17 protein-coding genes are annotated in these 21,822 nt (G+C 62.1%); 12 read left to right on the top strand and 5 right to left on the bottom strand.

Annotated features, from left to right (window positions below; all coding sequences use genetic code 11):
- Positions 1 to 2: 2 nt before the first annotated feature.
- The 3 genes from ACO6D5_RS06670 to ACO6D5_RS06660 are packed head-to-tail and all read right to left on the bottom strand — an operon-like array spanning position 3 to position 3,503.
- The gene (locus ACO6D5_RS06670) at positions 3 to 923 is read right to left on the bottom strand and encodes an ABC transporter permease (RefSeq protein WP_006228057.1); all 921 of its coding nucleotides are present in this window, start codon (positions 921 to 923) and stop codon (positions 3 to 5) included.
- Positions 920 to 1,894: an ABC transporter permease gene (locus ACO6D5_RS06665; RefSeq protein ID WP_485824951.1), complete on the bottom strand. Its 975-nt coding sequence runs from the start codon at positions 1,892 to 1,894 to the stop codon at positions 920 to 922. The genes ACO6D5_RS06670 and ACO6D5_RS06665 overlap by 4 nt, the downstream gene beginning before the upstream one ends.
- Positions 1,895 to 1,916: 22 nt before the next feature.
- Complete coding sequence (locus tag ACO6D5_RS06660; RefSeq protein ID WP_035214317.1) at positions 1,917 to 3,503, bottom strand: ABC transporter substrate-binding protein; 1,587 nt, start codon at positions 3,501 to 3,503, stop codon at positions 1,917 to 1,919.
- A gap of 116 nt (positions 3,504 to 3,619) precedes the next feature.
- Here ACO6D5_RS06660 and mnmE point away from each other — a divergent pair, with 116 nt between their 5' ends.
- Together mnmE and ACO6D5_RS06650 are read left to right on the top strand one after the other, a co-directional pair.
- The gene (mnmE, locus tag ACO6D5_RS06655; RefSeq protein ID WP_485824950.1) at positions 3,620 to 4,972 is read left to right on the top strand and encodes a tRNA uridine-5-carboxymethylaminomethyl(34) synthesis GTPase MnmE; all 1,353 of its coding nucleotides are present in this window, start codon (positions 3,620 to 3,622) and stop codon (positions 4,970 to 4,972) included.
- A 1-nt stretch (position 4,973) separates the two neighbouring features.
- A complete protein-coding gene (locus tag ACO6D5_RS06650; RefSeq protein ID WP_315529023.1) occupies positions 4,974 to 5,435 on the top strand; it encodes a GNAT family N-acetyltransferase in 462 nt (153 codons plus the stop codon).
- A 10-nt stretch (positions 5,436 to 5,445) separates the two neighbouring features.
- Here the strand turns inward: ACO6D5_RS06650 and ACO6D5_RS06645 are convergent, their stop codons facing one another.
- Positions 5,446 to 6,822 carry a ClcB-like voltage-gated chloride channel protein gene (locus ACO6D5_RS06645; RefSeq protein WP_315529020.1) on the bottom strand — a complete coding sequence of 459 codons (1,377 nt, stop codon included), beginning with the start codon at positions 6,820 to 6,822 and terminating at the stop codon, positions 5,446 to 5,448.
- 489 nt (positions 6,823 to 7,311) lie between these two features.
- Here ACO6D5_RS06645 and ACO6D5_RS06640 point away from each other — a divergent pair, with 489 nt between their 5' ends.
- The 5 genes from ACO6D5_RS06640 (at position 7,312) to ACO6D5_RS06620 (ending at position 12,656) form a co-directional block, all read left to right on the top strand.
- Entirely contained in the window at positions 7,312 to 7,989 is a 678-nt protein-coding gene (locus tag ACO6D5_RS06640) for a response regulator (protein WP_315529018.1), read from the top strand.
- Complete coding sequence (locus tag ACO6D5_RS06635) at positions 7,979 to 9,463, top strand: sensor histidine kinase (RefSeq protein ID WP_485824949.1); 1,485 nt, start codon at positions 7,979 to 7,981, stop codon at positions 9,461 to 9,463. The genes ACO6D5_RS06640 and ACO6D5_RS06635 overlap by 11 nt, the downstream gene beginning before the upstream one ends.
- A 115-nt stretch (positions 9,464 to 9,578) precedes the next feature.
- The gene (locus tag ACO6D5_RS06630) at positions 9,579 to 10,577 is read left to right on the top strand and encodes a Bug family tripartite tricarboxylate transporter substrate binding protein (protein ID WP_485824948.1); all 999 of its coding nucleotides are present in this window, start codon (positions 9,579 to 9,581) and stop codon (positions 10,575 to 10,577) included.
- Positions 10,578 to 10,695: 118 nt separating this feature from the next.
- Positions 10,696 to 11,133, top strand: coding sequence for a tripartite tricarboxylate transporter TctB family protein (locus tag ACO6D5_RS06625; RefSeq protein ID WP_315529017.1), 438 nt, complete (start codon positions 10,696 to 10,698; stop codon positions 11,131 to 11,133).
- On the top strand, positions 11,130 to 12,656 hold the full coding sequence (locus ACO6D5_RS06620) for a tripartite tricarboxylate transporter permease (RefSeq protein WP_485824947.1): 1,527 nt from the start codon (positions 11,130 to 11,132) through the stop codon (positions 12,654 to 12,656). The genes ACO6D5_RS06625 and ACO6D5_RS06620 overlap by 4 nt, the downstream gene beginning before the upstream one ends.
- A gap of 129 nt (positions 12,657 to 12,785) precedes the next feature.
- On the opposite strand, the gene ACO6D5_RS06615 is transcribed toward ACO6D5_RS06620, so the two are convergent.
- Positions 12,786 to 13,952 (bottom strand): pyridoxal phosphate-dependent aminotransferase, encoded by a 1,167-nt coding sequence (locus ACO6D5_RS06615; protein WP_485824946.1) that lies wholly within the window; start codon positions 13,950 to 13,952, stop codon positions 12,786 to 12,788.
- Between the two features lie 84 nt (positions 13,953 to 14,036).
- On the opposite strand from ACO6D5_RS06615, the gene ACO6D5_RS06610 reads away from it, so the two are divergent.
- The 5 genes from ACO6D5_RS06610 (at position 14,037) to ACO6D5_RS06590 (ending at position 21,816) form a co-directional block, all read left to right on the top strand.
- The gene (locus ACO6D5_RS06610) at positions 14,037 to 15,101 is read left to right on the top strand and encodes an AbrB family transcriptional regulator (protein ID WP_485824945.1); all 1,065 of its coding nucleotides are present in this window, start codon (positions 14,037 to 14,039) and stop codon (positions 15,099 to 15,101) included.
- Between the two features lie 234 nt (positions 15,102 to 15,335).
- Complete coding sequence (locus tag ACO6D5_RS06605) at positions 15,336 to 15,542, top strand: cold-shock protein (RefSeq protein ID WP_006216596.1); 207 nt, start codon at positions 15,336 to 15,338, stop codon at positions 15,540 to 15,542.
- A 2,847-nt stretch (positions 15,543 to 18,389) separates the two neighbouring features.
- Entirely contained in the window at positions 18,390 to 20,309 is a 1,920-nt protein-coding gene (gene mnmG, locus ACO6D5_RS06600; RefSeq protein WP_485824944.1) for a tRNA uridine-5-carboxymethylaminomethyl(34) synthesis enzyme MnmG, read from the top strand.
- Positions 20,306 to 21,019 carry a 16S rRNA (guanine(527)-N(7))-methyltransferase RsmG gene (rsmG, locus tag ACO6D5_RS06595; protein ID WP_315529010.1) on the top strand — a complete coding sequence of 238 codons (714 nt, stop codon included), beginning with the start codon at positions 20,306 to 20,308 and terminating at the stop codon, positions 21,017 to 21,019. The genes mnmG and rsmG overlap by 4 nt, the downstream gene beginning before the upstream one ends.
- Positions 21,016 to 21,816 (top strand): ParA family protein, encoded by an 801-nt coding sequence (locus ACO6D5_RS06590; RefSeq protein WP_006227953.1) that lies wholly within the window; start codon positions 21,016 to 21,018, stop codon positions 21,814 to 21,816. Before rsmG ends, ACO6D5_RS06590 begins: the two co-directional genes overlap by 4 nt.
- Positions 21,817 to 21,822 lie beyond the last annotated feature (6 nt).

The following is a 21,822-nucleotide window of genomic DNA, read 5'->3' as shown; positions in this document are numbered from 1 at the left end:
CCTCAATTCGCGTGGCGCGGGTTGAGCACGTCGCGCAAGTGGTCCCCCACCAGGTTGATGGCGATGATGGCCAGCGCCAACGCAATGCCGGGAAAGAACGATATCCAATACTGGCCCGACAACAGGTATTCGAAGCCGTTGTAGATCAGCATGCCCAGCGACGGCTCGGTCACCGGCACGCCCACGCCCAGGAACGACAGCGTGGCCTCCAGCGCGATCGCGTGCGCCAGGTCGATCGTGGCGATCACGATGAGCGGCGGCATACAGTTAGGCAACACGTGGCGAAACAGCACGCGCCCCCAAGACAAGGACATGCAGCGCGCGGCCTCCACATACTCCTTGCCGCGTTCAACCAGCGCCGCGCCGCGCGCCGCACGGGCGAAATACGCCCATTGCACGACGATCAGCGCGATGATCACCTTATCCACACCCTTGCCCAGAATCGCCAGCAACATCAGCGCCACGAGAATGGCGGGAAACGACAACTGGATATCCACAATCCGCATCAACAGCGCATCGATGCGGCCGCCGAAATAGGCGGCGATCAATCCCACGGTGGCGCCGATGCCAAACGCCGCCAGCACCGACACGGTGGCCACCAGCAGGCTGGTGCGCATGCCATAGAGGATGGCCGAAAACAGGTCGCGCGCTTGCCCGTCGGTGCCCAGCAGATAGTGCATGGAGCCGTCGCCGCTTTCGCTGCCCGGCTTGAGCTTGGAATCCATGATGTCCAGCGACGCCAGGTCATACGGATTCTGCGGCGCGATCCACGGCGCCAGCAAGGCGGCGCCCACGATCACGACAAGCATCACCAGGCCCAGCGTGGCCAGTTTGCTGGCGAAGAAATCCGATACGAAACGCCGCCAGGGCGTCTGTTCCTTGATGGCTGCGGCAGGCGCGGCAGCAGTGGCAGGGCTGTTCATCGGCGGCTATCCAAACGTACGCGGGGGTCCAGCACCGTGTAGATGATGTCCACCACCAGATTCAACATGACCAGGAAGAACACGATCAGCAGCAGATACGCGACCACTACCGGACGATCCAGGTTGATGATGGAATCGATCAGCAGCTTGCCCATCCCCGGCCACGAAAACACCGTCTCCGTCACGACGGCAAACGCCATCACCTGTCCGAATTCCAGCCCGGCGACGGTCACCACCGGGATCAGGATGTTCTTCAACAGATGCACGCCCAGCACGCGCTTTTCCGACAGCCCCTTGGCCCGCGCGAACTTGATGTAATCCATGGGCAGCGCTTCGCGCGTGGCCGCGCGCGTCACGCGGATGATCATCGCGCACTTGGCGAACGCGATGGTGGCGGCGGGCAGGGCCAGGCTCAGCCAGCCGTTGAGCGTCAGCACGCTCAATTCCAGCGAACCGATGCTGACCGTCCTGCCGCGCCCGCCGGCCGGCACCCAGCCCAGTATCACGGCGAACACCATGATCAGCATCAGGCCGACCCAGAAGTTGGGTAGCGAAAAGCCCAGCACAGATCCCGTCATGATGGCGCGCGAGCCGGGCGCTTGCGGCTTGAGCCCCGCAAGGATGCCCAGCGGCACGCCGATCAGCACCGACAGCAGCATGGCCACACAGGCCAGTTCCACCGTGGCCGGCATGCGCTCCAGGATCAGGTGCATGGCCGGCTCGCCGGTCAGGAAGCTGTTGCCGAAATCGCCGCGCACCGCCTGGCCCATGAAGATCAGGTATTGCCGCCACAGCGGCTGGTCCAGGCCCAGCGATGCGCTGATCGCGGCGCGCTGCGCTTCAGTCGCCTCGGGGCTGGCCAGCATCGACACCGGATCGCCCACCATGTAGATGCCTGCAAAGACCAACGCCGACATGACGAGCATGACGACGATGGTTTGCAGCAGCCTTCTTACGATTGTTGCCAGCACTAGAGACCGCCCGCGTTGCGCGTTACTTCTTCAGGGTTGCGAACTGCGCAAGCGTGACCTGGTCGGGACGGCCCTGATAACGGATGTCTCCCTTCATGGCCCACACCGACAGTTCGAAGTGCACCGGCAGCATGGCGTAGTCGTCCATGGCGATATTGCTGGCCTTCGCCAGCAGGTCGGCGCGCTTGGCGTCATCCATCGTGGACGACGCTTCCTTCACCAGTTCATCCATCTTCGGGTTGGAATAGCGGCTGCGGTTGGTGGTGCCCAGGCCCGCCTCCGGGTTGCGGGTCACCAGCAGGGAGGTCAGCGCGTTGGACATCTCGCCGCTGGTCACCGACCAGCCGGCCAGATAGGCCGAGAATGCATAGCTGTCGCGGTTCTTGAAGAACACCGGGGGCGCCATCGCGTCCACGCTGGTCTTCACGCCGATGCGCGTCCACATCGACGCGATGGCCTGCGCCACTTTCGAATCGTTGACGTAGCGGCCCGAGGGTGAGCCCAGCGTGATCGAAAAGCCGTTGGGGTAACCGGCTTCCTTGAGCAGTGCCTTGGCTTTTTCGACGTCGGCCTTGGGCGCCTTGGAATGTTCCTTGCTGGAGCCGACCATGGGGTAGGGCAGCAAGTTGCCGGCCGGCAGCGCCACGCCGCCCATCACGCGCTCGACCAGCGCGTCGCGGTTGATCGCCAGCGACAGCGCTTCACGCACCCGCTTGTCCTTCATCGGATTCTTGTCCGTGCCCTGGATGCCGGGCGAAGGTTCCGCATACTGGTCCAGCGCCACGTACACGACGCGTACCGACGGCGTTTCCTCGACGTACAGCTTCTTGTCGCCCTTGAGCTTGGGCAGATCGTCGGTGGGGGGATCTTCGATCATGTCCACGTCGCCGGCCAACAGCGCGGCCACGCGCGCGGCGGCATTGCTGATGGGCCGGTAGACCACGCGGTCCCATTCGGGCTTCTTGCCCCAGTAATTGTCATTGCGCGCCAGCACGAATTCCGCGCCGCGCTTCCACGACACGAACTTGTACGGGCCCGTTCCCACCAACCCATCGCCGCTGTTCAGTTCGGTGGTGGTCTTGCCTTCCGCCGCGGGGCCGGAGGCGGCCTTCTTCGACATGATCGGCAACTGCGCCAGGTTCACCAGCAGGTTCGGCGCGACTTCCTTGGTGGTGATGCGCACGGTCATCGGGTCGACCGCTTCCGTCTTGGCCACCGAACCCAGGTACAGCGTGAACGGCGACGGGCTGTTCGGTACCTTGGGCACGCGGTCATACGTGAACACCACGTCTTCGGCGGTGAACGGCGTGCCGTCCGAGAACTTCACGCCAGGCCGCAGCTTGAACGTCCAGACCTTGCCGTCCACGGTCCACGATTCCGCCAGCCCGGGCTGCGGCTTCAATTGCGCATCGGTGGCGACCAGCGTGTCGAAAATGGTTTGGGAGATCTGCGTATTCGGCGTCAGCGCGTGATACTGCGGATCCATTGATGAGGGCTCGGTCTTCAGGGCGATCACCAGATCGCGAGCCATTGCGGAACTGAATGTGCCAAAGGCCAACATCACCGCGGCAGAGCCGCAGGCCAAGACACGCGAAAACCGAGATGCCATCGTGATCTCCCAGAGTTGTTTCGGGTTTTGAACCTCTGGGGCACATTAACCAGCAAACAAGGAGCCGCGCAACAGTTATATTCCCCTATTGTTCTCGCATCTCCCCCTGTTCAGATATGTCCGCTTACTCCCCCATTGCCGCTATTGCCACCGCCCCCGGACGAGGCGGCATCGGCGTCGTGCGCGTTTCTGGTGCGGACCTGTCCGAATTGGTGCGCCGGCTGTTCCAGCGCGAACTTACGCCGCGCCACGCGCATTACCTGCCGTTCAAATCGGTGGACGGCGAACTGCTGGACGAGGGCATCGCAATCTACTTCCGCGCCCCCCATTCCTATACCGGCGAAGACGTGCTGGAGCTGCAAGGCCATGGCGGCCCCGCCGTGCTGCGCCGCGTGCTGGACAGCTGCCTGGCGGCCGGCCGAGACCTTGGCCTGCGCCTGGCGGAACCCGGCGAATTCACGCGCCGCGCCTTTTTGAACGACCGCATGGACCTGGCCCAGGCCGAAGCCGTGGCGGACCTGATCGAAGCCTCGTCAGTGGCCGCTGCGCGCGGCGCCGTGGCCTCGCTGTCGGGCGAATTCTCGGCGCGCGTGAACGACCTGTCAGACCGCATCATCCACCTGCGGATGCTGGTCGAAGCGACACTGGATTTCCCCGAAGAAGAGATCGACTTCCTTGAGAAATACCAGGCCCGGCCGACGCTGGATGCGCTGACGGCGGACCTGTCCAACCTGATCGCGCAAGCGCGCCAGGGCGTCATCCTGCGCGAGGGCCTGCACGTGGTACTGGCCGGCCAGCCCAACGTCGGCAAGTCCAGCCTGCTCAACGCGCTGGCGGGCGACGATATCGCCATCGTCACGCCGATTGCGGGCACGACACGCGACAAAGTGGTGCAGGAAATCCATATCGACGGCGTGCCGCTGCATATTGTGGACACGGCGGGCCTGCGGGAAACCGAAGACACCGTCGAAAGCATCGGCATCGCCCGCACCTGGCAGGAAATCGAACGCGCGGACGTCATCTTGCACCTGCAGGACGCCACCCAGCCCGGCGACGAGCTGGACGCGCAGATCACCGCACGCCTGCCGCCGCGCACGCCGGTGCTGAAGGTATTCAACAAGGTGGACCTGTTATCCACCGCTTTCACGCCGGCGCCGGGCGAGTTGGGCATCTCCGCCAAACGCGGCGCGGGCCTGGATGCACTACGCGCCGAACTGCTGAACATCGCCGGCTGGAACCCGGGCGCCGAATCGCCCTGGCTGGCGCGCGAACGCCACTTGCATGCCCTGCAAGACGCGGCCGAGCATCTGGCGCTTGCAGGCGAACATGCCGGCCAGGACGACCGGGTGCTGGACCTGTTCGCGGAAGAGCTTCGGCTGGCGCACGACAGCCTGTCCAGCATTACCGGAAAATTCACCAGCGACGACCTGCTGGGCGAAATCTTCTCCAGCTTCTGCATCGGGAAATAGCGTGATCAGACCTGCCGCGCCCGGCGACATCCCCGCCATTGAACAGATCGTCGCGGATGCCTACACGCCGTATATCGCGCGCATCGGCGCAACGCCCGGCCCCATGCTCGACGATTACCCGGCGCGTGTCGCCGAAGGCGTGGTGCATGTCCTGGAAGAAGAGGGCGCCATTCGCGCCGTGCTGGTCTTGATCCCGGAGCCCGGCTGTCTGCTGCTGGACAACATCGCGGTCTCCCCCGCGGCGCAAGGCAAAGGCTATGGCCGCATCCTGATGCTATACGCCGAAGATGCCGCTCGCCGGGCCGGGTACTCGCGCATCCGCCTGTACACGCAAGAAAGGATGACGGAGAACATCGCCATCTATCTGCGGTATGGCTACGTGGAGACGCACCGCGCGAAAGAGCAGGGCTTGCATCGCGTCTTCATGACCAAGCATCTGAACCCCCCACCCCTACCTGAATAAACACGAGCTTTTACTCGCCTTTATTTTTAGCGCCGTCGGATACGGCTTGCTGCGCGCGGCGATTGTTCGCCAGCGACTTCGCATACACCGATTCCGGCCGTATGCGATGCGCGATCACGTAGCCGGTAATGCAAGCCAGCATCAGCGGCAGCATCACTTCATAGCTTAGCGTCATCTCGAATATCATCAGGATCGACATCAGCGGCGCATAGGTCGTCGCCGCCAACAGCGCCCCCATGCCCACGACGGCATAGCTGGAAATCGCCGACACGTCGCCCGCCGGCAGCACGGCCTGCAAGCCGCTTGCGTACAGCGCGCCCAGCGCCGCCCCCACGAACAGCGTCGGCGTGAACACGCCGCCCACCGCGCCCGAGCCGACGCTTGCGCCCGTAGCCACGATCTTCATCAACAGGATTGCGGCCACCGCCTGCCAGGCCCACGGGGTATGCAGCAAGCTGTTGACGACGCTATAACCGTTGCCCCACACCTCGGGGTTCAGCACCGACAGCGCCCCCACGATCAATCCCCCCAAGGCCATGCGGATCCAAAGGGGCAAGGGCAGGCGGGAAAAGGCGGCGCGCGACAGATCCAGGAAACGCAGGAATTGCGGGGCGACCAGGCCGGCAGCCACGCCCAGCCCCAGGTAGTTCACGACCTCCCAGCCGGACACGAATTCGAAGTGCGGCATATGGAACACCGCGTCGTAATGCAGGATCTGGCGCGTGACGATGTTGGCCACTACCGATGACACGACCAGCGGCACCAGCGTGGCCGATGAAATCACGCCAAAGACGATTTCCGAGATGAACAGCGCACCGGCGATCGGCGCGTTATAGGCGGAGGTAATGCCCGCCGTGGCCCCGCAGGCCACCAATAGCCGCAAATGGCGGGGCGGCAATAGCAGAAATCGCCCGGTCAATGATGAAAACATGGCCGCCAACTGCACCATTGGACCTTCCCGGCCAATGGAGGCGCCCGAGCTGATGGAAAAAATGGACGACAGGCTGCGCGCAAGCGTCTGGCGCAGTCCAATGACGCCCCGGCCGACGGATATCGCTTCCATATAGTCTGCCGCGCCCCGTTTCGGCAGCCATCTTGCTGCCATTTGCAGGATAACGCCGGCTATCGCACCGCCAACGGCGGGCATCAGCAAGCGCTGCCAGGGGTCCAGCCCACGAGCCAATGACACCATGCCGTGGGGGATGTCTTCGCCGGCCAGCAGCATCTGGGTCCAGCCCAGCAGCTCCCGGAACACCACCGTCGCCAACGCGCCGAACAGGCCCATCAAGGCCGCCGCGCACAAGGTTGCGGGCAGGTTGTCGGCCAATAAACGGCTTCTCAAGCCCTTCGCCCAGCCCAATTTCCTGATTCTGATTTCTGTAGCCATGGCGGAATTCTACGGCGGAAGTTGCTCACTTTTTGTTCAGTCCCCTGTCAAGAAACCAGGCGGACACCCCCTCGAATCCCCGGTTCCGCCAACGCCTCAGAGGGCGATTTTGGCCCCCTGCAAGGGCAAAAAACCGGGTAGGCAACAGGCGGTTTTTCGAGGTAAAAGTGCCGCTTTCCTACCCCGTTTCCAGAAATCGCCCTGTGGATAACTCCTAAGTAGCCAGGTTGTGCACATTGTGTGGAGGCAAGTTGAACAAGCGGAGGTTTTTGGGGGTGGCCGAAATGTTGTCCAACTTCAACTTTTTTCCCACACAGAGTTCTTGCACAGGCAAAAACGGCTGCAAGCTGATGAAAAGAATGAGGTTTTCAAGGTTAAGGTAGTTATCCACAGGCCTTATTAATCATTAGTCTTTATATAAAGAGAAATAAAGGAAAAGCCAAACATGCTTTCCCATTCCGCCCAGCCACTCCCCCCCGGACTCCGTCCATGCGCATCCTCCTGATAGAAGACGAAGCCGAACTTGCCCGTTGGCTTTCCAGAAGCCTGGCCAGACATGCGGGCTTTGTCGTTGAATGGGCTGACGACGGACTGGTCGCCGAAAGAAGGTTGGCAATCGAAGAATTCGATGCGGTCATCCTCGATTTGGGACTTCCCGGCATGGATGGCCATACTTTGCTGGCGAAGATTCGCGCGCGAGACGACCGTACGCCGGTGTTGGTCTTGACCGCGCGCGATTCACTAGCCGAAAAAATCGGAACACTTCACCAAGGCGCCGACGATTTCCTGCCCAAACCGTTTGTTGTGGAAGAGTTGGAAGCGCGTTTGATCGCACTGATCCGGCGCAGCCGAGGGCGCGAACATCCGCGCTTGGCTCTTGGAAACCTGGTTTTCGAGTCTGCAGCGCAAAAATTCACGGTCTCGGGACAGACTTTGCAGTTATCCCCACGTGAACACGCGGTACTTCGGGTGTTGATCCAGAAAAGTGGCGAACCCATCAACAAGCAGCAGATCCTTGACCGCATCCTGACCGACGATGCGGACATCAACCTGGAAGCCATCGAAGTCCTGGTTCACCGTTTGCGCAAAAAATTGGCGGAAACCGGTGTGCAGATCGTGACCATGCGAGGCATGGGCTACTGCCTGGAGAACCTTGTTGACAACTAGAAGTCCAAAAAAAATCGCTTTTTTCGCCGCAAAAAAACGAAATCGGACGCTGAAGACGCAGTTGCTCTGGTGGCTGATCCCCACGCTGGTGTTCGTGATGATGGCTGCGCTGTGGCTGTCGAACCACCAGCTGCGCAACCAGGTCGACATTGCGTACGACCGATCTCTTGCCGGAGCGCTTCGCGCAATCGACCACAACATATCCACAGCCAGCGGTGGATTAGCCATGGAACAGCCTTACCTGATGCTGGAATTTTTCGAGCTGACGGCCAATGGCAGCGTGTTCTACCGGGTGGCGACTGAGGACGGGCTGGCCGAAATCGGGCATCCGGAGCTGCCCATGCCGGACCAGCCGCTCGTGTCTGGCGAACCGCGTTTTTTCTATGCGACCTATCAGGGGACGCCCGTCAGGGTTGCGGCGCTGGCGCGTCCGATGGATCCCCCGCTCTACGCGAACGAAGGCGGACGCATTATTGTGCAGGTCGCCGAGGGCCTGGAAAGCCGGCAGGCCTTCCTGCACAAGGTGCTGGTACGGTCGGTAGAGCGTGACCTGGCGGTGATCCTGATCAGCGTGCTGGTGATCATCCTGGGGGTTTTCATGGCCTTGCGCCCCCTGGTGCGGCTGCGCCAGGAGGTCGAAGGGCGTTCTGGAGACGATTTAAGCCCCGTCAGCGCCTCCGAGATGCCAGGTGAGGTCCTGCCCCTGGTTGCGGCTGTAAACCTCCACATGGCCCGTTTTGCGGCTCAGGCGAGGGTCCAGAGCCAGTTCCTGGACGATGCCTCCCACCAATTGCGCACCCCGTTATCGGTTTTACGGACCCAGACGGCCTATGCCTTGCGCGAAACAGACCCCCAGGAGGTCCGTACAGCCCTTCTGGCGATGCAGGAGGGGTTGGACAGGGCCGTACGCACCACCAACCAGATGCTCGCGCTGGCGCGCGCTAAGGACGCTTCCCTGGCCGAAGGTGGGTTCACCGCCGAAATGGTCGACATGGTGGACCTGGCCGACGGGGTGATCCGGAGTCTGCTGCCGGCTGCCCGCGCCCGTCAGCTGGACATCGGCCTGGAGGCGGCGGTCCGCCCGGTCCTGGTGAGCGGCACCGAGTGGCTGCTGCGCGAGGCGGCCACCAACCTGGTCGACAACGCCATCCGTTACGCCTCGCCGGCGGGCGAGGTCACCGTGACGGTGCAGGCGGGCGACGGCCTGCCCCGCCTGATCGTCGAAGACGACGGCCCCGGCATGTCGGCCGAGGACATTGCCCGGGCCTGCGTGCGCTTTCGCCGGGGCGCGGCAGGCAAGAACAAGCCGGGCGCCGGCCTGGGGCTGGCCATCGTGGGCACCATCGCCGATATCCTGGGCGCCAAGCTGATCCTGGAAAACCGCGCGCCGTTGCCCGGCCTGCGAGCGGCGTTGGTGTTTTCCCTTGAACCGGCGACGGATGCTGCGCCGCAGCACGAAAACGGCAGTTTTTGAAAGGTATTGGAAAGCTTCGGTTTTGTACGGTAGCGTCCGCTGGGTCCGATCAGGCGTCACCACGCCGCGCGGCCATCCAGCCAGACCAAGACCTATAAAACACGGAGACGCAAGAATGCAGACCAGCCTGAAGCTGCGCATGGCCGCCCTGGCGGCGCTTGGCGCGATTACCCTTTCCCTGGGCACCGCCCACGCTGCCGACGAGCCGCGCCGCCCGGAATGCATCGCGCCGGCCCAGCCCGGCGGCGGTTTCGACCTGACCTGCCGCCTGGCCACCGAGGGGCTGAAGCAAAGCGGGGCGCTCAAGAGCACCATGCGCATCGTCTACATGCCGGGCGGGATCGGCGCGGTGGCCTACAACAACATCGTGGCCCAGCATCCCAACGAACCCGGCACCATCGTCGCGTTCTCGGGCGGATCGCTCTTGAACCTGGCCCAGGGCAAGTTCGGCAAGTACAACGTCGATGACGTGCGCTGGCTGGCCGCCATCGGCACGGACTACGGCGTGGCCGTGGTGCGCAACGATTCCCCGTATACCGACCTGAAGAGCCTGATGGATGCCTTCAAGCAGGATCCGACCAAGATCGTGCTGGGCGCGGGCGGCACCGTGGGCAGCCAGGACTGGATGAAGGCCGCGCTGACCGCCAAGGCCGCCGGCGTGGATTTCAAGAAGATGCGTTTCGTGGCGTTTGAAGGCGGCGGCGAAGCCGTCACCGCTTTGCGCGGTGGCCACATCCAGGCCTACATGGGCGATGCGGCCGAAGCCTTCACCATGCTGGAAGGCGGCGCCCCTATCCGCGTGCTGGCCGTGTTCAACGACCAGCGCCTGCCGGGCAAGCTGGGCACCGTGCCCACCGCCAAGGAGCAGGGCTACGACATCGTCTGGCCGATCATCCGCGGCTTCTATGTGGGCCCGAAGGTGTCGGACAACGACTACCAGTTCTGGGTCAAGGCGTTCAACACCGCCACCGCTTCGCCCGAGTTCGACAAGTTGCGTCAACAACAAGGCCTGTTCCCGTTCAACAAGACGGGTCCCGAGCTGGACGCCTACGTGAAGAACCAGGTGAAGGTCTACGGCGAACTGGCCGATTCCTTCGGCCTGGTCAAGAAGTAAGCCGGCCGCAAGGCTTTCCCTCCTGATCGCGCCCATTCGGGCTCCCCCGCCGCCGGTCGGTTCCGGCGGTGGCGGGGACAGCTGCGTCGCGCGGTTCCACAACAACGGAAAAGTGATCATGAATGATCGAATCCTAGGCGTTGGCGCCCTGGCGCTGGCCGCCTTCATGACGGCGGCGGGGTGGGGCATCGAAGCCCCCTTCGCCTACGAACCCGTGGGCCCGCGCGCCTTCCCATTGCTGCTGGCCGGCATCATCGGCCTGTGCGGCCTGTGGCTGGTCTACAAGGGCGGCCATGCCGTCGAAGCCAACCCGCCCGGCGCCAACGGACGCATCGCGCTGATGATGGCATTCACCGTGGCCTATGCCTTCCTGTTCCAGTGGCTGGGCTTCGTGATCGCGACCTCGCTGATGACGGTGTTCGTCGGGCGCCTGTTCGGCGGCGGCTGGGTCAAGTGCGCCATCGGCGGCGTCGTCATGAGCCTTTTCTTTTTCGTGCTGTTCGACAAGGTGCTGGACGTTGTCCTGCCGGGCGGACTGCTGGAGGTCCTGCTATGAGCGGCATTCTTGATCATCTGTCGATCGGCTTTGGCGTTGCCTTTTCGCTGACGAACATCCTCGTGGCCATGATCGGCTCGTTCATCGGCACCATGGTCGGCGTCTTGCCGGGACTGGGCCCGGTGAACGGGGTCGCGATGCTGATACCGATCGCCTTCGCCATGAACCTGCCGCCGGAAACGGCGCTGATCCTGCTGGCGGCCGTCTACGTAGGCGCCGAGTACGGCGGCCGCATCACGGCCATCCTGCTGAACGTGCCGGGCGAAGCCAGTGCCATCATGACCACGCTGGACGGCTATCCGCTGGCGCGTCAGGGCCTGGCGAACGTGGCCTTGTCGCTGTCGGCGTGGTCGGCGTTCTTCGGCGCCATCGTGTCGGTGGTGGGCATCATCCTGCTTGCGCCGAGGCTTGCCAAGTGGGCGCTGGCGTTTGGCCCCGCCGAGTACTTCGTGTTGATGATCTTCGCGTTTTGCTGCCTGACCAGCTTGTTGGGCAAGCAGCCCGTCAAGGGCGTGCTGGCTGCGATGATCGGCTTGTCGATTTCGGTAGTCGGGGTGGACGCGAACTCGGGCGTATACCGCTATACCTTCGAATCGGTGCACCTGGCCGACGGCATCGATTTCGTGGTGGTGGTGATCGCGTTGTTCGCGGTCAGCGAGATGCTGGAGATGCTGGAAAAGGTGATGGCGGGCCACAGCGTCGAGGTCAAGCCCAGCGGCCGCAAGCTCTTCAACCTGAAAGAGATGGCGTTCACGTGGTGGAGCGTGGTGCGCAGCGCGCTGGTGGGTTTCGGCGTGGGCGTGTTGCCGGGCGCAGGCGCCAGCGTGGCCGCGGCTGTCGCGTACTCGCAGGAAAAGCGCATCATCGAAGCCAAGGATCCGGACGCGAAATTCGGCAAGGGCGACATGCGCGGGCTGGTCGCGCCGGAAGCCGCCGCCACGGCATCGGCCATTGGCTCCTTCGTGCCGATGCTGACGTTGGGCGTGCCGGGGTCCGGCACCACCGCGGTCATGATGGGCGCGCTGACGCTCTACAACATCACCCCTGGCCCGGTGCTCTTCGAAACCAAGCCGGAGCTGGTGTGGGGCCTGATCGCATCGCTCTTTGTCGCCAACGTGCTGCTGTTCATCATGAACGTGCCGCTGGTGCGTTTCTTCTCGAAGGTGCTGTCGGTTCCGGGCTGGCTGATGGTGCCCGGCATCCTGTGCATCAGCTACATCGGCGTCTACGCGATCAACGCGGGCACGTTCGACCTGTTGCTGGTGGCGGGGATCGGCGCGTTAGGCTATTTCCTGCGCAAGTTCGGCGTGCCGATGGCGCCGCTGGTGCTGGGTGTGGTCTTGGGCAACATGATGGAGCAGAACCTGCGCCGCGCGTTGTCGATGACCGACGGCGATGTGGGCGTGCTGTTCGCAAGCCCGGTGTCGATTTCGATGTGGATAGGCGCTGCCGCGGTGGTGGTGGTGCCACAGTTGATGCGCCGGTTGCGTCGCGCCAGGAAGATTGCCGCTGGACCGGCTTGACGCGCTGCGATGGGGGCGGGCCGCAAGGCTTGCCGCCCGCAAGCGGCTTGGCCGGAAATTGCAAGGGGCGCTTCGCGGCGCCCCTTTTTTTATGAATATGAGTAAATACTCATATTCGTTTATTGGGAACTAGACCTGCGCCAAACGCTCCAGCGCGGCATCCAGCGTCGCGTCTTTCTTCGCGAAGCAGAAGCGAACGATGCGATGGTTGGATTCCGCGGCGTCGGGCTGGCGATAGAAGGCCGACACGGGAATCACGGTCACGCCATGATTGACGGTCAGGTCTCGGGCGAAGTCGGCTTCGTTTTGCCTGGATATCTGGCTGTAGTCGGCCAGCAGGAAGAATGTGCCGGGGCTGGGCAGCGGACGGAAGCGCGTCTTGGCCAGGCCTTGCGACAGGCGGTCGCGCTTGGCCTGATAGAACGCCGGCAAGTCCAGGTAGGGTTTGGGATCGCGCATGAATTCGGCCAACGCGAATTGCATGGGCGAGGGCACGGTGAACACCATGAATTGGTGCACCTTGCGCAGCTCGGCGCTCAACTGGCGGGGGGCGCAGCAATAGCCGATCTTCCAACCGGTGGTGTGGTAAGTCTTGCCGAACGACGAGATCACGAAGGCGTGCTCGGCCAGCAGTGGGCGGCGCGCCACGCTGGCATGCGGCTTGCCATCGAAGACGATGTGTTCATAGACCTCGTCGGACACCAGCAGCACGCCGGTGTCGCGCACGATGGCTTCCAGCGCGTCCAGGTCGCTTTCTTCAAGCACGGCGCCGGTGGGGTTGTGCGGAAAGTTCAGCATCAGCAGACGCGTCTTGGACGTGATGGCGTCGCGCACACGCTGCCAGTCGATGCGGTAGTAGGGGTCGGCTTCGGTGGGGGCGCGCAGCGGCACAGGCACTGCCGTGCCGCCTGCCAGGCGGATCGCCGGCAGATAGGAGTCGTAGCAGGGTTCGATGACGACCACTTCGTCGCCGCTGTTCACCGCGGCCAGCACCGTGGCCATCAGGGCTTCGGTGGCGCCGCTGGTGACGGTGATTTCGGTTTCCGGGTCATAGGCATGGCCGTACAGTTCGCGCGTCTTGGCGGCGATGGCTTCGCGCAGCGGCGCCACGCCAGGCATGTACGGGTACTGGTTGTGGCCCTCGGCCATCGCGCGGGTCACCAGCGCGCACAGCGCGGGATCCGGATCGAAGTCCGGAAAGCCCTGGCCCAGGTTGATGGCCTTGTGTTCGATGGCCAGGCGGCTCATCACGGTGAAGATGGTGGTGCCGACGTCGGGAAGTTTGGATCGGATCATGGTGGACGCGAAGATGAACGCTGGTAGGCAAAGAAAGTTTTCGTAAGTATCCCACTAACTCATAATTCGTTTTTCGTATTAGCTATGCACGTGGATGGGATCGTGGGTCAAAACATGTTGTTGAGGGTGCTGGGGGGCTTGTCGATTGCGCTGGCAGGCGCATTGCTGGCGGTATGGGCGCACTTGCCCTTGCCGTGGATGCTGGGCGCACTGCTGGTGACGGCAGCCACGCGGATCGCGGGGTTGGGCACGGCCTGCCCGCGGCCCGCGCGCAATGGCGGGCAGTGGGTGATCGGCACATCGCTGGGGCTGTACTTCACGCCGCAGGTGCTTGGCCATATCGGCACCAACGCCGGGCCCATCATCGTGGGAATGTTGTTCGCGCTGGCGCTTGCCTTCATGGGCACCGCGATGCTGCGCCGCTTCACGGATGCCGATTTCAAGACCGCCTGGTTCTCGTCGGCGATCGGCGGCGCCAGCGAAATGGCCAGCCTGGCGGAGCGGCACGGCGCACGTATCGACCGCGTGGCCACGGCGCACAGCGTACGCGTGTTGCTGGTGGTGGTGACGGTGCCGTTCATCTTTCAATGGTGGGGCGTGGCGGGGCTGGATCCCACGGTGCCGGGTCCCAAGACGGTGCATGGCGCGGGCTTGGCCGCGCTGGTGGCCTTGACCTGCATCGGCGGCCTGTTCTTCATGAAGCTGCGCCTGCCGAATCCTTGGGTGCTGGGGCCCATGCTGGTGGCGATGTTGCTGACCGCTTCCGGCGTGGAATTGTCGGCTTTGCCGGACTTCGTGCCGAAGATCGGGCAGCTGTTCATCGGCTGGTCGCTGGGCGACCGTTATCGGCCGGATTTCTTCCGCGCCGCGCCCCGCTTCATCGCGGTGGTGGCCACCTTCACGGTCGGCGCATTGGCGTTGGCGTTCGGGCTGGGCGCGCTGTTGTCGTACTGGTCGGCGGCGCCCGTGCCGACCTTGATCCTGGGGACGACGCCGGGCGGTATCGCCGAGATGGCGATCACGGCCAAGGTGCTGCAGTTGGGCGTACCCGTGGTCACCGCTTTCCATGTCACGCGCATGGTGTTCGTGGTGATCGTGACAGGCCCGATCTACGCGTTTCTGGCGCGCAGGCAGGCAAATTCCGCGTAGCGGGTCTTCGTCTCCAGTCAGAAAAAAGCGACATTGGGGTAAACAACAATATGAGCCGGTAATGTGGGGTGAGTATGCTGATTCCGCAGTTGATTCAAGCAGCGCGCGGACTCGTTCTGTTGCTTGGCGATGAGCGGGAACGCAGCAGCAACGCAGGTATTTCTACCGGTCGTTCAGTTCTCACGGCGTCCTTGATTCATTGCACTTCGATTCAATTACAGGACGCTAGAAAAAATGGCTCAGAAGGGCAAAGTTAAATGGTTCAACGCTGACAAGGGTTACGGTTTCATTACGCCGGACGTTGGTGGCACCGACGTTTTCGCACACTTTTCCGCCATCCAGGGCCGCGGCTATCGCAGCCTGAACGAAGGGCAGGAAGTCGAATTCGAAGTTAAGGATGGTCCGAAAGGACCTCAAGCGGCCGAAATTCGCCCGCTCTAAATCGGGAAATCCCACTTTCCCGTCCGCCAGGTCCGACCTGGCTACAACGCCCCAAGACTTTCGAGTCTGGGGCGTTGTTTCATTTGGGCGGGAAGTTTTCCGCTGTCATCGCTTCGCCTTTCGGCCCACGCAGACACGATAGTTAGTGTTCACTAACATATCCTCCGGCCGTGGATAAGTCTGTGGATAATTATTTTTGGGAATTTGAATCCCGGTGCGCAGTAATGAAGCACAGGTGTCTTGGCGTGCAAGGTTTTGCACAGATTTTCAGTTTTGCCGAGAGGCAATTCAAACTAGCCGAATTGACGGCGGTCAGCAGGAACGGGACGCCGCCGCGCTACGTGAAACAGGGCTCTTTCCCAGGGAATACGGGCCTTTCGCGCGCTTTTTCAAGCTGGGCGCCCGTCGGCCAGGCGAGCATGCCGATTATCGGATACCGGCGTCCTCAGCCTTTTTGCGGCGTGAATTAGGGGGTTGTTCACAAAGATATCCCCATCCCGGTTATGCACAGACACCCCCCTTGATTTGCCCAAATCGAGGGAGCTTTGCCTGTGGATAGAAATGGGGATAGCGATTATTCGACGGACGATTTAGGCCGCTTTTGGATTGCCGTTGGTCCCGCCGCAATCGATGTTGGCCGTTGATCGGGAGAAGGTTTTCGGGATTCGGTTTCGCTGGAATTCGCTCTCGGAAAACGGATATCAAGTTTTCCACAGGGATTCACATGAAATATTGCGCCTCAGCCAAATGGATGATGGCGCGCCGCCTTGGGCTCCAGCAAGATAGTTGTGGTGTCAAAGGTCCTGGTGTGGCATAGGCGATGTGCTGCGGTAACTACGCGGGATGGGATGGGTGCAGGCGTTGCGGGATAACGATGTTGATAAACCGCCGCATCGTGAATCGCGGCGTTTTGACTAGCTGAAGGGGCGGGAGTTCCCTTGATCTGCCTGCCGGGTTTCGGGGCGATTGATTAAGGGTTATGGACCCGATAGTTGAATCTTATCCACAAAGTTTTCCACGTCTTTTTGGCGGGTTCAGCAGCGCTTGGAGGCGGTGCTTATTTGCCTCGTTTTGACGATCACGTTATGGGGCGTCAGGCACTTTTCTCCTATGAGATGCGTTGGATATTTGTGGGTTTTCGACGATCTGCGCGATTAGCCGGGGTGATTATTTTCTCGGCATTTTCGGCCGGCCGTTGCCGCCGGTTTTCGGAGTTATCCCCAAAGTTGTTCCACGTGAATTCGGGCTTACGGCATCTCGCAGACGGCAGTTGGATGTTGATAACTTGAAAGCGCTGTTGGCCGGAGCAATTCGCGGCGTTTTTGTCTCGGCCGAGATATCCACTGCATGCTGTGAATAAACACGTTCGTGTGCAGGCCTGAATATTTCGTCTGCATCCCGTCGAATAAATGTCCGGCTTTGATCGCTTTGCTTTTCGCGCCGCGCGATGCATCTCGTCGATGCTGGACCGTCATTGCTCTCAAACGCTGACGCACGTTTCACGTGAAACGACAAAAATCAACGATATTTTCGCCAGGGGGTAGGGTAGGGGGCAGAAAATCCTTTTTTTGATGTGTTTTCTGTTCCTTCAACTTTTTTGCGTTTGGCTTGTTTCTTCGAGTGCGTTCGTCGGCGTTTGATCATTCATGTAGTGAGAAATTCAGATTTCTGGCGATCAGACGCGATATCCGTGTCCCCAAATTTGGCGTGTTTCACGTGGAACATGCTCAACGCGGAGCCTGGGCCGGTTTCACGAACGACATACAAGGCGTGTTTCACGTGGAACAGGGATGCGGGTCGCGGAAATTTTGCGAAGGTGACCGATGGTTGAGGTGTATGCCGGCCGGGATGTTCCACGTGGAACAAGCCCCAAAATCCCCAAATGCGTATACGCCTGCCGGGTGGCAATTCGTCTAATGTTCCACGTGGAACATCATGTCAGTGTGGGCAACGCTGCCTTGATGGAGTTTGACCTTGCGCGTTGCTAACCTTTAATTGGATGTTTCACGTGAAACATGAGGCTCGCGCGTCCTGCGGGCGATAGCAGGCCGATGCGATATCTGTAGTTTTACTCTTAGGAATGCCGTGTGTCTGATTAGCGGCTACTGATGTTCCACATGGAATGCTGCTGCTCATAGCACTAAAGAGCGCGATGCGAGACGCCGTTGGCTGATTCGCTGACTGTTTCACGTGGAACATATTGCCTGCGGCAGTGAGGATCGGGTTTGATTCTCCTGGTGCCGGTCGCTATAGGAATGTTCCACGTGAAACATGTCGCTGGCTGGTCCCTGGCCTGGTTCGGGTGGTCTGGATCCCGCGTTGCCTGAGCCATCGATTCGGGTCCCTGTTCGATGAAAGAGTGGCTATGTTTCACGTGGAACATGTCTTGGACGCAGCGAAATCTCGTTGCCTACGCGTTCGTAAGTCCTACAGGCAGGTCGGAAATTTCACTCCTGACTCCACACCAATAGTCGGCAAATGCCAACATCGGCCTCATGTGCCGCTAGGACGAAGGATCTGGATCCCTGCACCGCTGGTCCGGCGGCGGCGCAACTACCCGGAGCGGGGAAGGTTTCACGTGGAACATGTGCTTGCCCGAAACCTGCCGAGCGCAGCAGAGCGCCGCCGCCGACTCTGCCAGCCAGCCTGTTCCACGTGAAACATCGCAGCAAAACACCGGCAGATGCCGACATATTCAACCCGTACCGTAGACCTTCGTTGTCAAATCCCGACGCGAAGCGGGCAGGGTAGGGAGGCCATCCGCACTCGGATCCATGTTTCACGTGAAACATGCCACCCCTGCCTCTATAATGAGCACCGAACGCTTTCTTATCTCCCCTCCCCATCATGGACTATCCCCGCGAATTCGATGTCATCGTCGTCGGTGGCGGCCACGCCGGCACTGAAGCGGCGCTGGCGGCAGCACGCGCTGGCGCCCAGACGCTACTGCTGACGCACAACATCGAGACCCTTGGCCAAATGTCTTGCAATCCCTCCATCGGCGGGATCGGCAAGGGCCACCTTGTCAAAGAGGTCGACGCCCTGGGTGGCGCGATGGCCTTGGCAACGGACGAAGCGGGGATCCAGTTCCGCATCCTGAACGGGTCGAAGGGCCCGGCGGTTCGCGCTACCCGCGCTCAAGCCGACCGGGTGCTATACCGTCAGGCCATTCGGGGTCGCCTGGAGAACCAGCCAAACTTGTGGCTGTTCCAGCAGGCGGTCGAAGATCTGATGGTGGAAGGCGATCGCGTCGTGGGCGCCGTGACGCAGGTTGGCCTGAAGTTCCGTGCGCGGACGGTCGTGCTGACCGCTGGCACGTTTCTGAACGGCTTGATCCACGTGGGGCTGCAGAACTACTCGGGTGGCCGCGCTGGCGATCCGCCGGCAATCTCGCTTGGGCAGCGCCTGAAGGAGCTCAAGCTTCCGCAGGGCCGCCTGAAGACGGGTACCCCGCCGCGCATCGACGGACGTTCGATCAACTACAGCATCCTGGAAGAGCAACCGGGCGACCTGGATCCTATCCCCGTGTTCTCGTACATGGGCAATGTGGCCATGCACCCGCGCCAGCTGCCGTGCTGGATCACGCACACCAACGCCCGCACGCACGACATCATCCGCGGCGGCCTGGACCGCTCGCCGATGTACAGCGGCGTCATTGAGGGCGTGGGTCCGCGCTACTGCCCGTCCATCGAAGACAAGATCCATCGCTTTGCCGACAAGGAATCCCATCAGGTATTTCTTGAACCGGAAGGCCTGGATACGCACGAGGTTTATCCCAACGGCGTGTCGACCAGCTTGCCCTTCGACGTGCAGCTGGACCTGATCCATTCCCTGCGGGGTTTGGAGAACGCGCACATCATGCGCCCGGGATATGCGATCGAATACGACTACTTCGATCCACGTGGATTGAAGAGCACGCTCGAGACCAAGGCGATCGCCGGCCTGTTCTTCGCCGGCCAGATCAATGGCACGACGGGATACGAAGAGGCCGCTGCTCAAGGGCTGCTGGCCGGCGTCAACGCTGCGCTGCAGTCGCTGGGGCGTGACCCCTGGACGCCGCGTCGCGACGAAGCCTATCTGGGTGTGCTGGTCGACGACCTGGTCACCCGCGGCGTGACCGAGCCCTATCGCATGTTCACCTCGCGCGCCGAATATCGCCTGAGCCTGCGCGAAGACAACGCCGACTTGCGCCTGACCGAAATCGGCCGCCAGCTGGGCATCGTCGACGACGCCCGCTGGGACGCATTCAATCGCAAGCGCGACGCGGTGGCCGCGGAAGTCGAACGGCTGAAGTCCTCGTGGGTCAATCCGCGGATCCTGCCCGCCGAGATTGCCGAACCGCTGCTAGGCAAGGCGATTGAACGTGAGTACTCACTATCCGACCTGCTGAAACGCCCGAATGTTTCCTATGAAGCATTGATGGCTACGCGCAATGCGGACGGCTCGCTGCTGGCCGGCCCGGGCGTGGTGGAAGATGAGGTCTTGGCCGAGCAGGTCGAGATCCAGGTGAAGTACGCCGGCTATATCGCGCGCCAGCAAGACGAAGTCCAAAAGCAGATTTCGCACGAGCAGCAGCCTATCCCCGCGGACGTGGACTATGACGCCGTGACCAGCCTTTCGTTCGAAGTGCGCCAGAAGTTGAAGACGCATCGCCCGGAAACCGTCGGCCAGGCCGCACGCATCTCCGGCGTGACCCCCGCGGCAATCTCGTTGCTGCTGATTCACCTGAAGCGCCTGCACTACGGCTCGCGCAAGCAAGCCGCATGACCGCCCGTATCGATCAGGCCGGCGCTGACATGGCCGGCCGCCTGTCTCGCGCATGCGAACAGCTGGGGCTGCCTGCCGATGCCGCCGCGCACGACAAGCTGCTTGCGTACCTGTCCCAGATGCAGCGCTGGAACCGGACCTACAACCTCACCGCCATCCGCGATCCCCAGCAGATGCTGATCCAGCATCTGTTCGACAGCCTGGCCGCCGTGGGGCCGTTCAGCGAGGCGCTGGGCGCCGCTGGCGCCCCCGCCAAGGTCTACGACGTGGGATCGGGTGGCGGCCTGCCTGGCGTCGTCCTCGCGATCATGCGGCCCATGTGGTCCGTGACGTGCATCGACGCCGTTGAAAAGAAAACCGCATTCGTGCGCCAGATGAGCGGCGCGCTGGCTTTGCCCAACCTGCAGGCGCGCCATGCGCGCATCGAAACGCTGGAGCCGGCCGAGTGCGACATCGTCACCTCCCGCGCCTTCGCATCGCTGGACGATTTTGCGCAGCTCGCGGGTCGCCATGTGCGCATCGATGGTACCCTCGTCGCCATGAAGGGCAAGGTCCCCGATGAAGAGATTCAGGCGCTGCATGCGCGCGGGGAATGGCAAGTCGACCATATTCAGCCGCTCCGGGTACCGGAGCTGCAAGCAGAACGCTGCCTGATCTGGATGCGCCGCGGCGAAGAGCGCGGTGAAGGACGCAGTCAAGGAACCCTATGAAGAACTTACCCCCCAGCACAACCGCCCGCGTCTTCTGCATCGCCAACCAAAAGGGTGGTGTGGGCAAGACGACGACCGCCATCAATCTGGCGGCGGGCCTTGCCACGCACAATCAGCGCGTGCTGCTGGTGGACCTGGACCCGCAAGGCAATGCCACGATGGGCAGCGGCATCGACAAGAATGCGCTGGAATCGAATCTGTACCAGGTGCTGATCGGCGAGGCTACTATCGAGCAGGCCCGCGTGAAGTCGGAATCCGGTGGCTATGACGTCCTGCCCGCCAACCGCGAACTGTCCGGCGCCGAGATCGACCTGGTGCAGATGGACGAGCGCGAGCGCCAATTGAAGGCCGCGCTCGACACGGTCGCCGGCCAATACGATTTCGTGCTGATCGACTGCCCGCCGACGCTGTCCTTGCTGACGCTCAACGGACTGGCTGCCGCCCATGGCGTGATCATCCCGATGCAGTGCGAGTACTTCGCGCTGGAGGGTTTGTCCGATCTCGTCAACACCATCAAGCGCGTCCACCGCAACATCAATGACGACTTGCGCGTCATCGGTTTGTTGCGTGTGATGTTCGACCCGCGCATGACGCTGCAACAGCAAGTGTCCGCTCAGCTCGAGGCCCACTTTGGCGACAAGGTCTTCAAGACCGTCGTGCCGCGCAACGTGCGCCTTGCCGAAGCACCCAGTTACGGCATGCCGGGCGTCGTGTATGACCGTGCGTCACGCGGCGCGCAGGCCTATATCTCGTTTGGCGCCGAAATGATCGAGCGTGTCAGGAAAGACCTGAAGTAAGCCTTG

The sequence above is a fragment of the Achromobacter sp. genome, assembly GCF_057314935.1.
The sequence above is the reverse complement of the archived record's forward strand: the minus strand, read 5'-3'. Positions and strand labels throughout refer to the sequence as shown.

What these genes read in the sequence shown, in the direction of transcription:
- ACO6D5_RS06640 (WP_315529018.1), top strand. Translation starts at nt 7,312, where the DNA reads ATGCGCATCCTCCTGATAGAAGACGAAGCCGAACTTGCCCGTTGGCTT.
- ACO6D5_RS06620 (WP_485824947.1), top strand. Translation starts at nt 11,130, where the DNA reads ATGAGCGGCATTCTTGATCATCTGTCGATCGGCTTTGGCGTTGCCTTT.
- ACO6D5_RS06645 (WP_315529020.1), bottom strand. Translation starts at nt 6,822, where the DNA reads ATGGCTACAGAAATCAGAATCAGGAAATTGGGCTGGGCGAAGGGCTTG.
- ACO6D5_RS06670 (WP_006228057.1), bottom strand. Translation starts at nt 923, where the DNA reads ATGAACAGCCCTGCCACTGCTGCCGCGCCTGCCGCAGCCATCAAGGAA.
- ACO6D5_RS06625 (WP_315529017.1), top strand. Translation starts at nt 10,696, where the DNA reads ATGAATGATCGAATCCTAGGCGTTGGCGCCCTGGCGCTGGCCGCCTTC.
- mnmE (WP_485824950.1), top strand. Translation starts at nt 3,620, where the DNA reads ATGTCCGCTTACTCCCCCATTGCCGCTATTGCCACCGCCCCCGGACGA.
- mnmG (WP_485824944.1), top strand. Translation starts at nt 18,390, where the DNA reads ATGGACTATCCCCGCGAATTCGATGTCATCGTCGTCGGTGGCGGCCAC.
- ACO6D5_RS06615 (WP_485824946.1), bottom strand. Translation starts at nt 13,952, where the DNA reads ATGATCCGATCCAAACTTCCCGACGTCGGCACCACCATCTTCACCGTG.
- ACO6D5_RS06630 (WP_485824948.1), top strand. Translation starts at nt 9,579, where the DNA reads ATGCAGACCAGCCTGAAGCTGCGCATGGCCGCCCTGGCGGCGCTTGGC.
- rsmG (WP_315529010.1), top strand. Translation starts at nt 20,306, where the DNA reads ATGACCGCCCGTATCGATCAGGCCGGCGCTGACATGGCCGGCCGCCTG.
- ACO6D5_RS06610 (WP_485824945.1), top strand. Translation starts at nt 14,037, where the DNA reads ATGCACGTGGATGGGATCGTGGGTCAAAACATGTTGTTGAGGGTGCTG.
- ACO6D5_RS06605 (WP_006216596.1), top strand. Translation starts at nt 15,336, where the DNA reads ATGGCTCAGAAGGGCAAAGTTAAATGGTTCAACGCTGACAAGGGTTAC.
- ACO6D5_RS06590 (WP_006227953.1), top strand. Translation starts at nt 21,016, where the DNA reads ATGAAGAACTTACCCCCCAGCACAACCGCCCGCGTCTTCTGCATCGCC.
- ACO6D5_RS06660 (WP_035214317.1), bottom strand. Translation starts at nt 3,503, where the DNA reads ATGGCATCTCGGTTTTCGCGTGTCTTGGCCTGCGGCTCTGCCGCGGTG.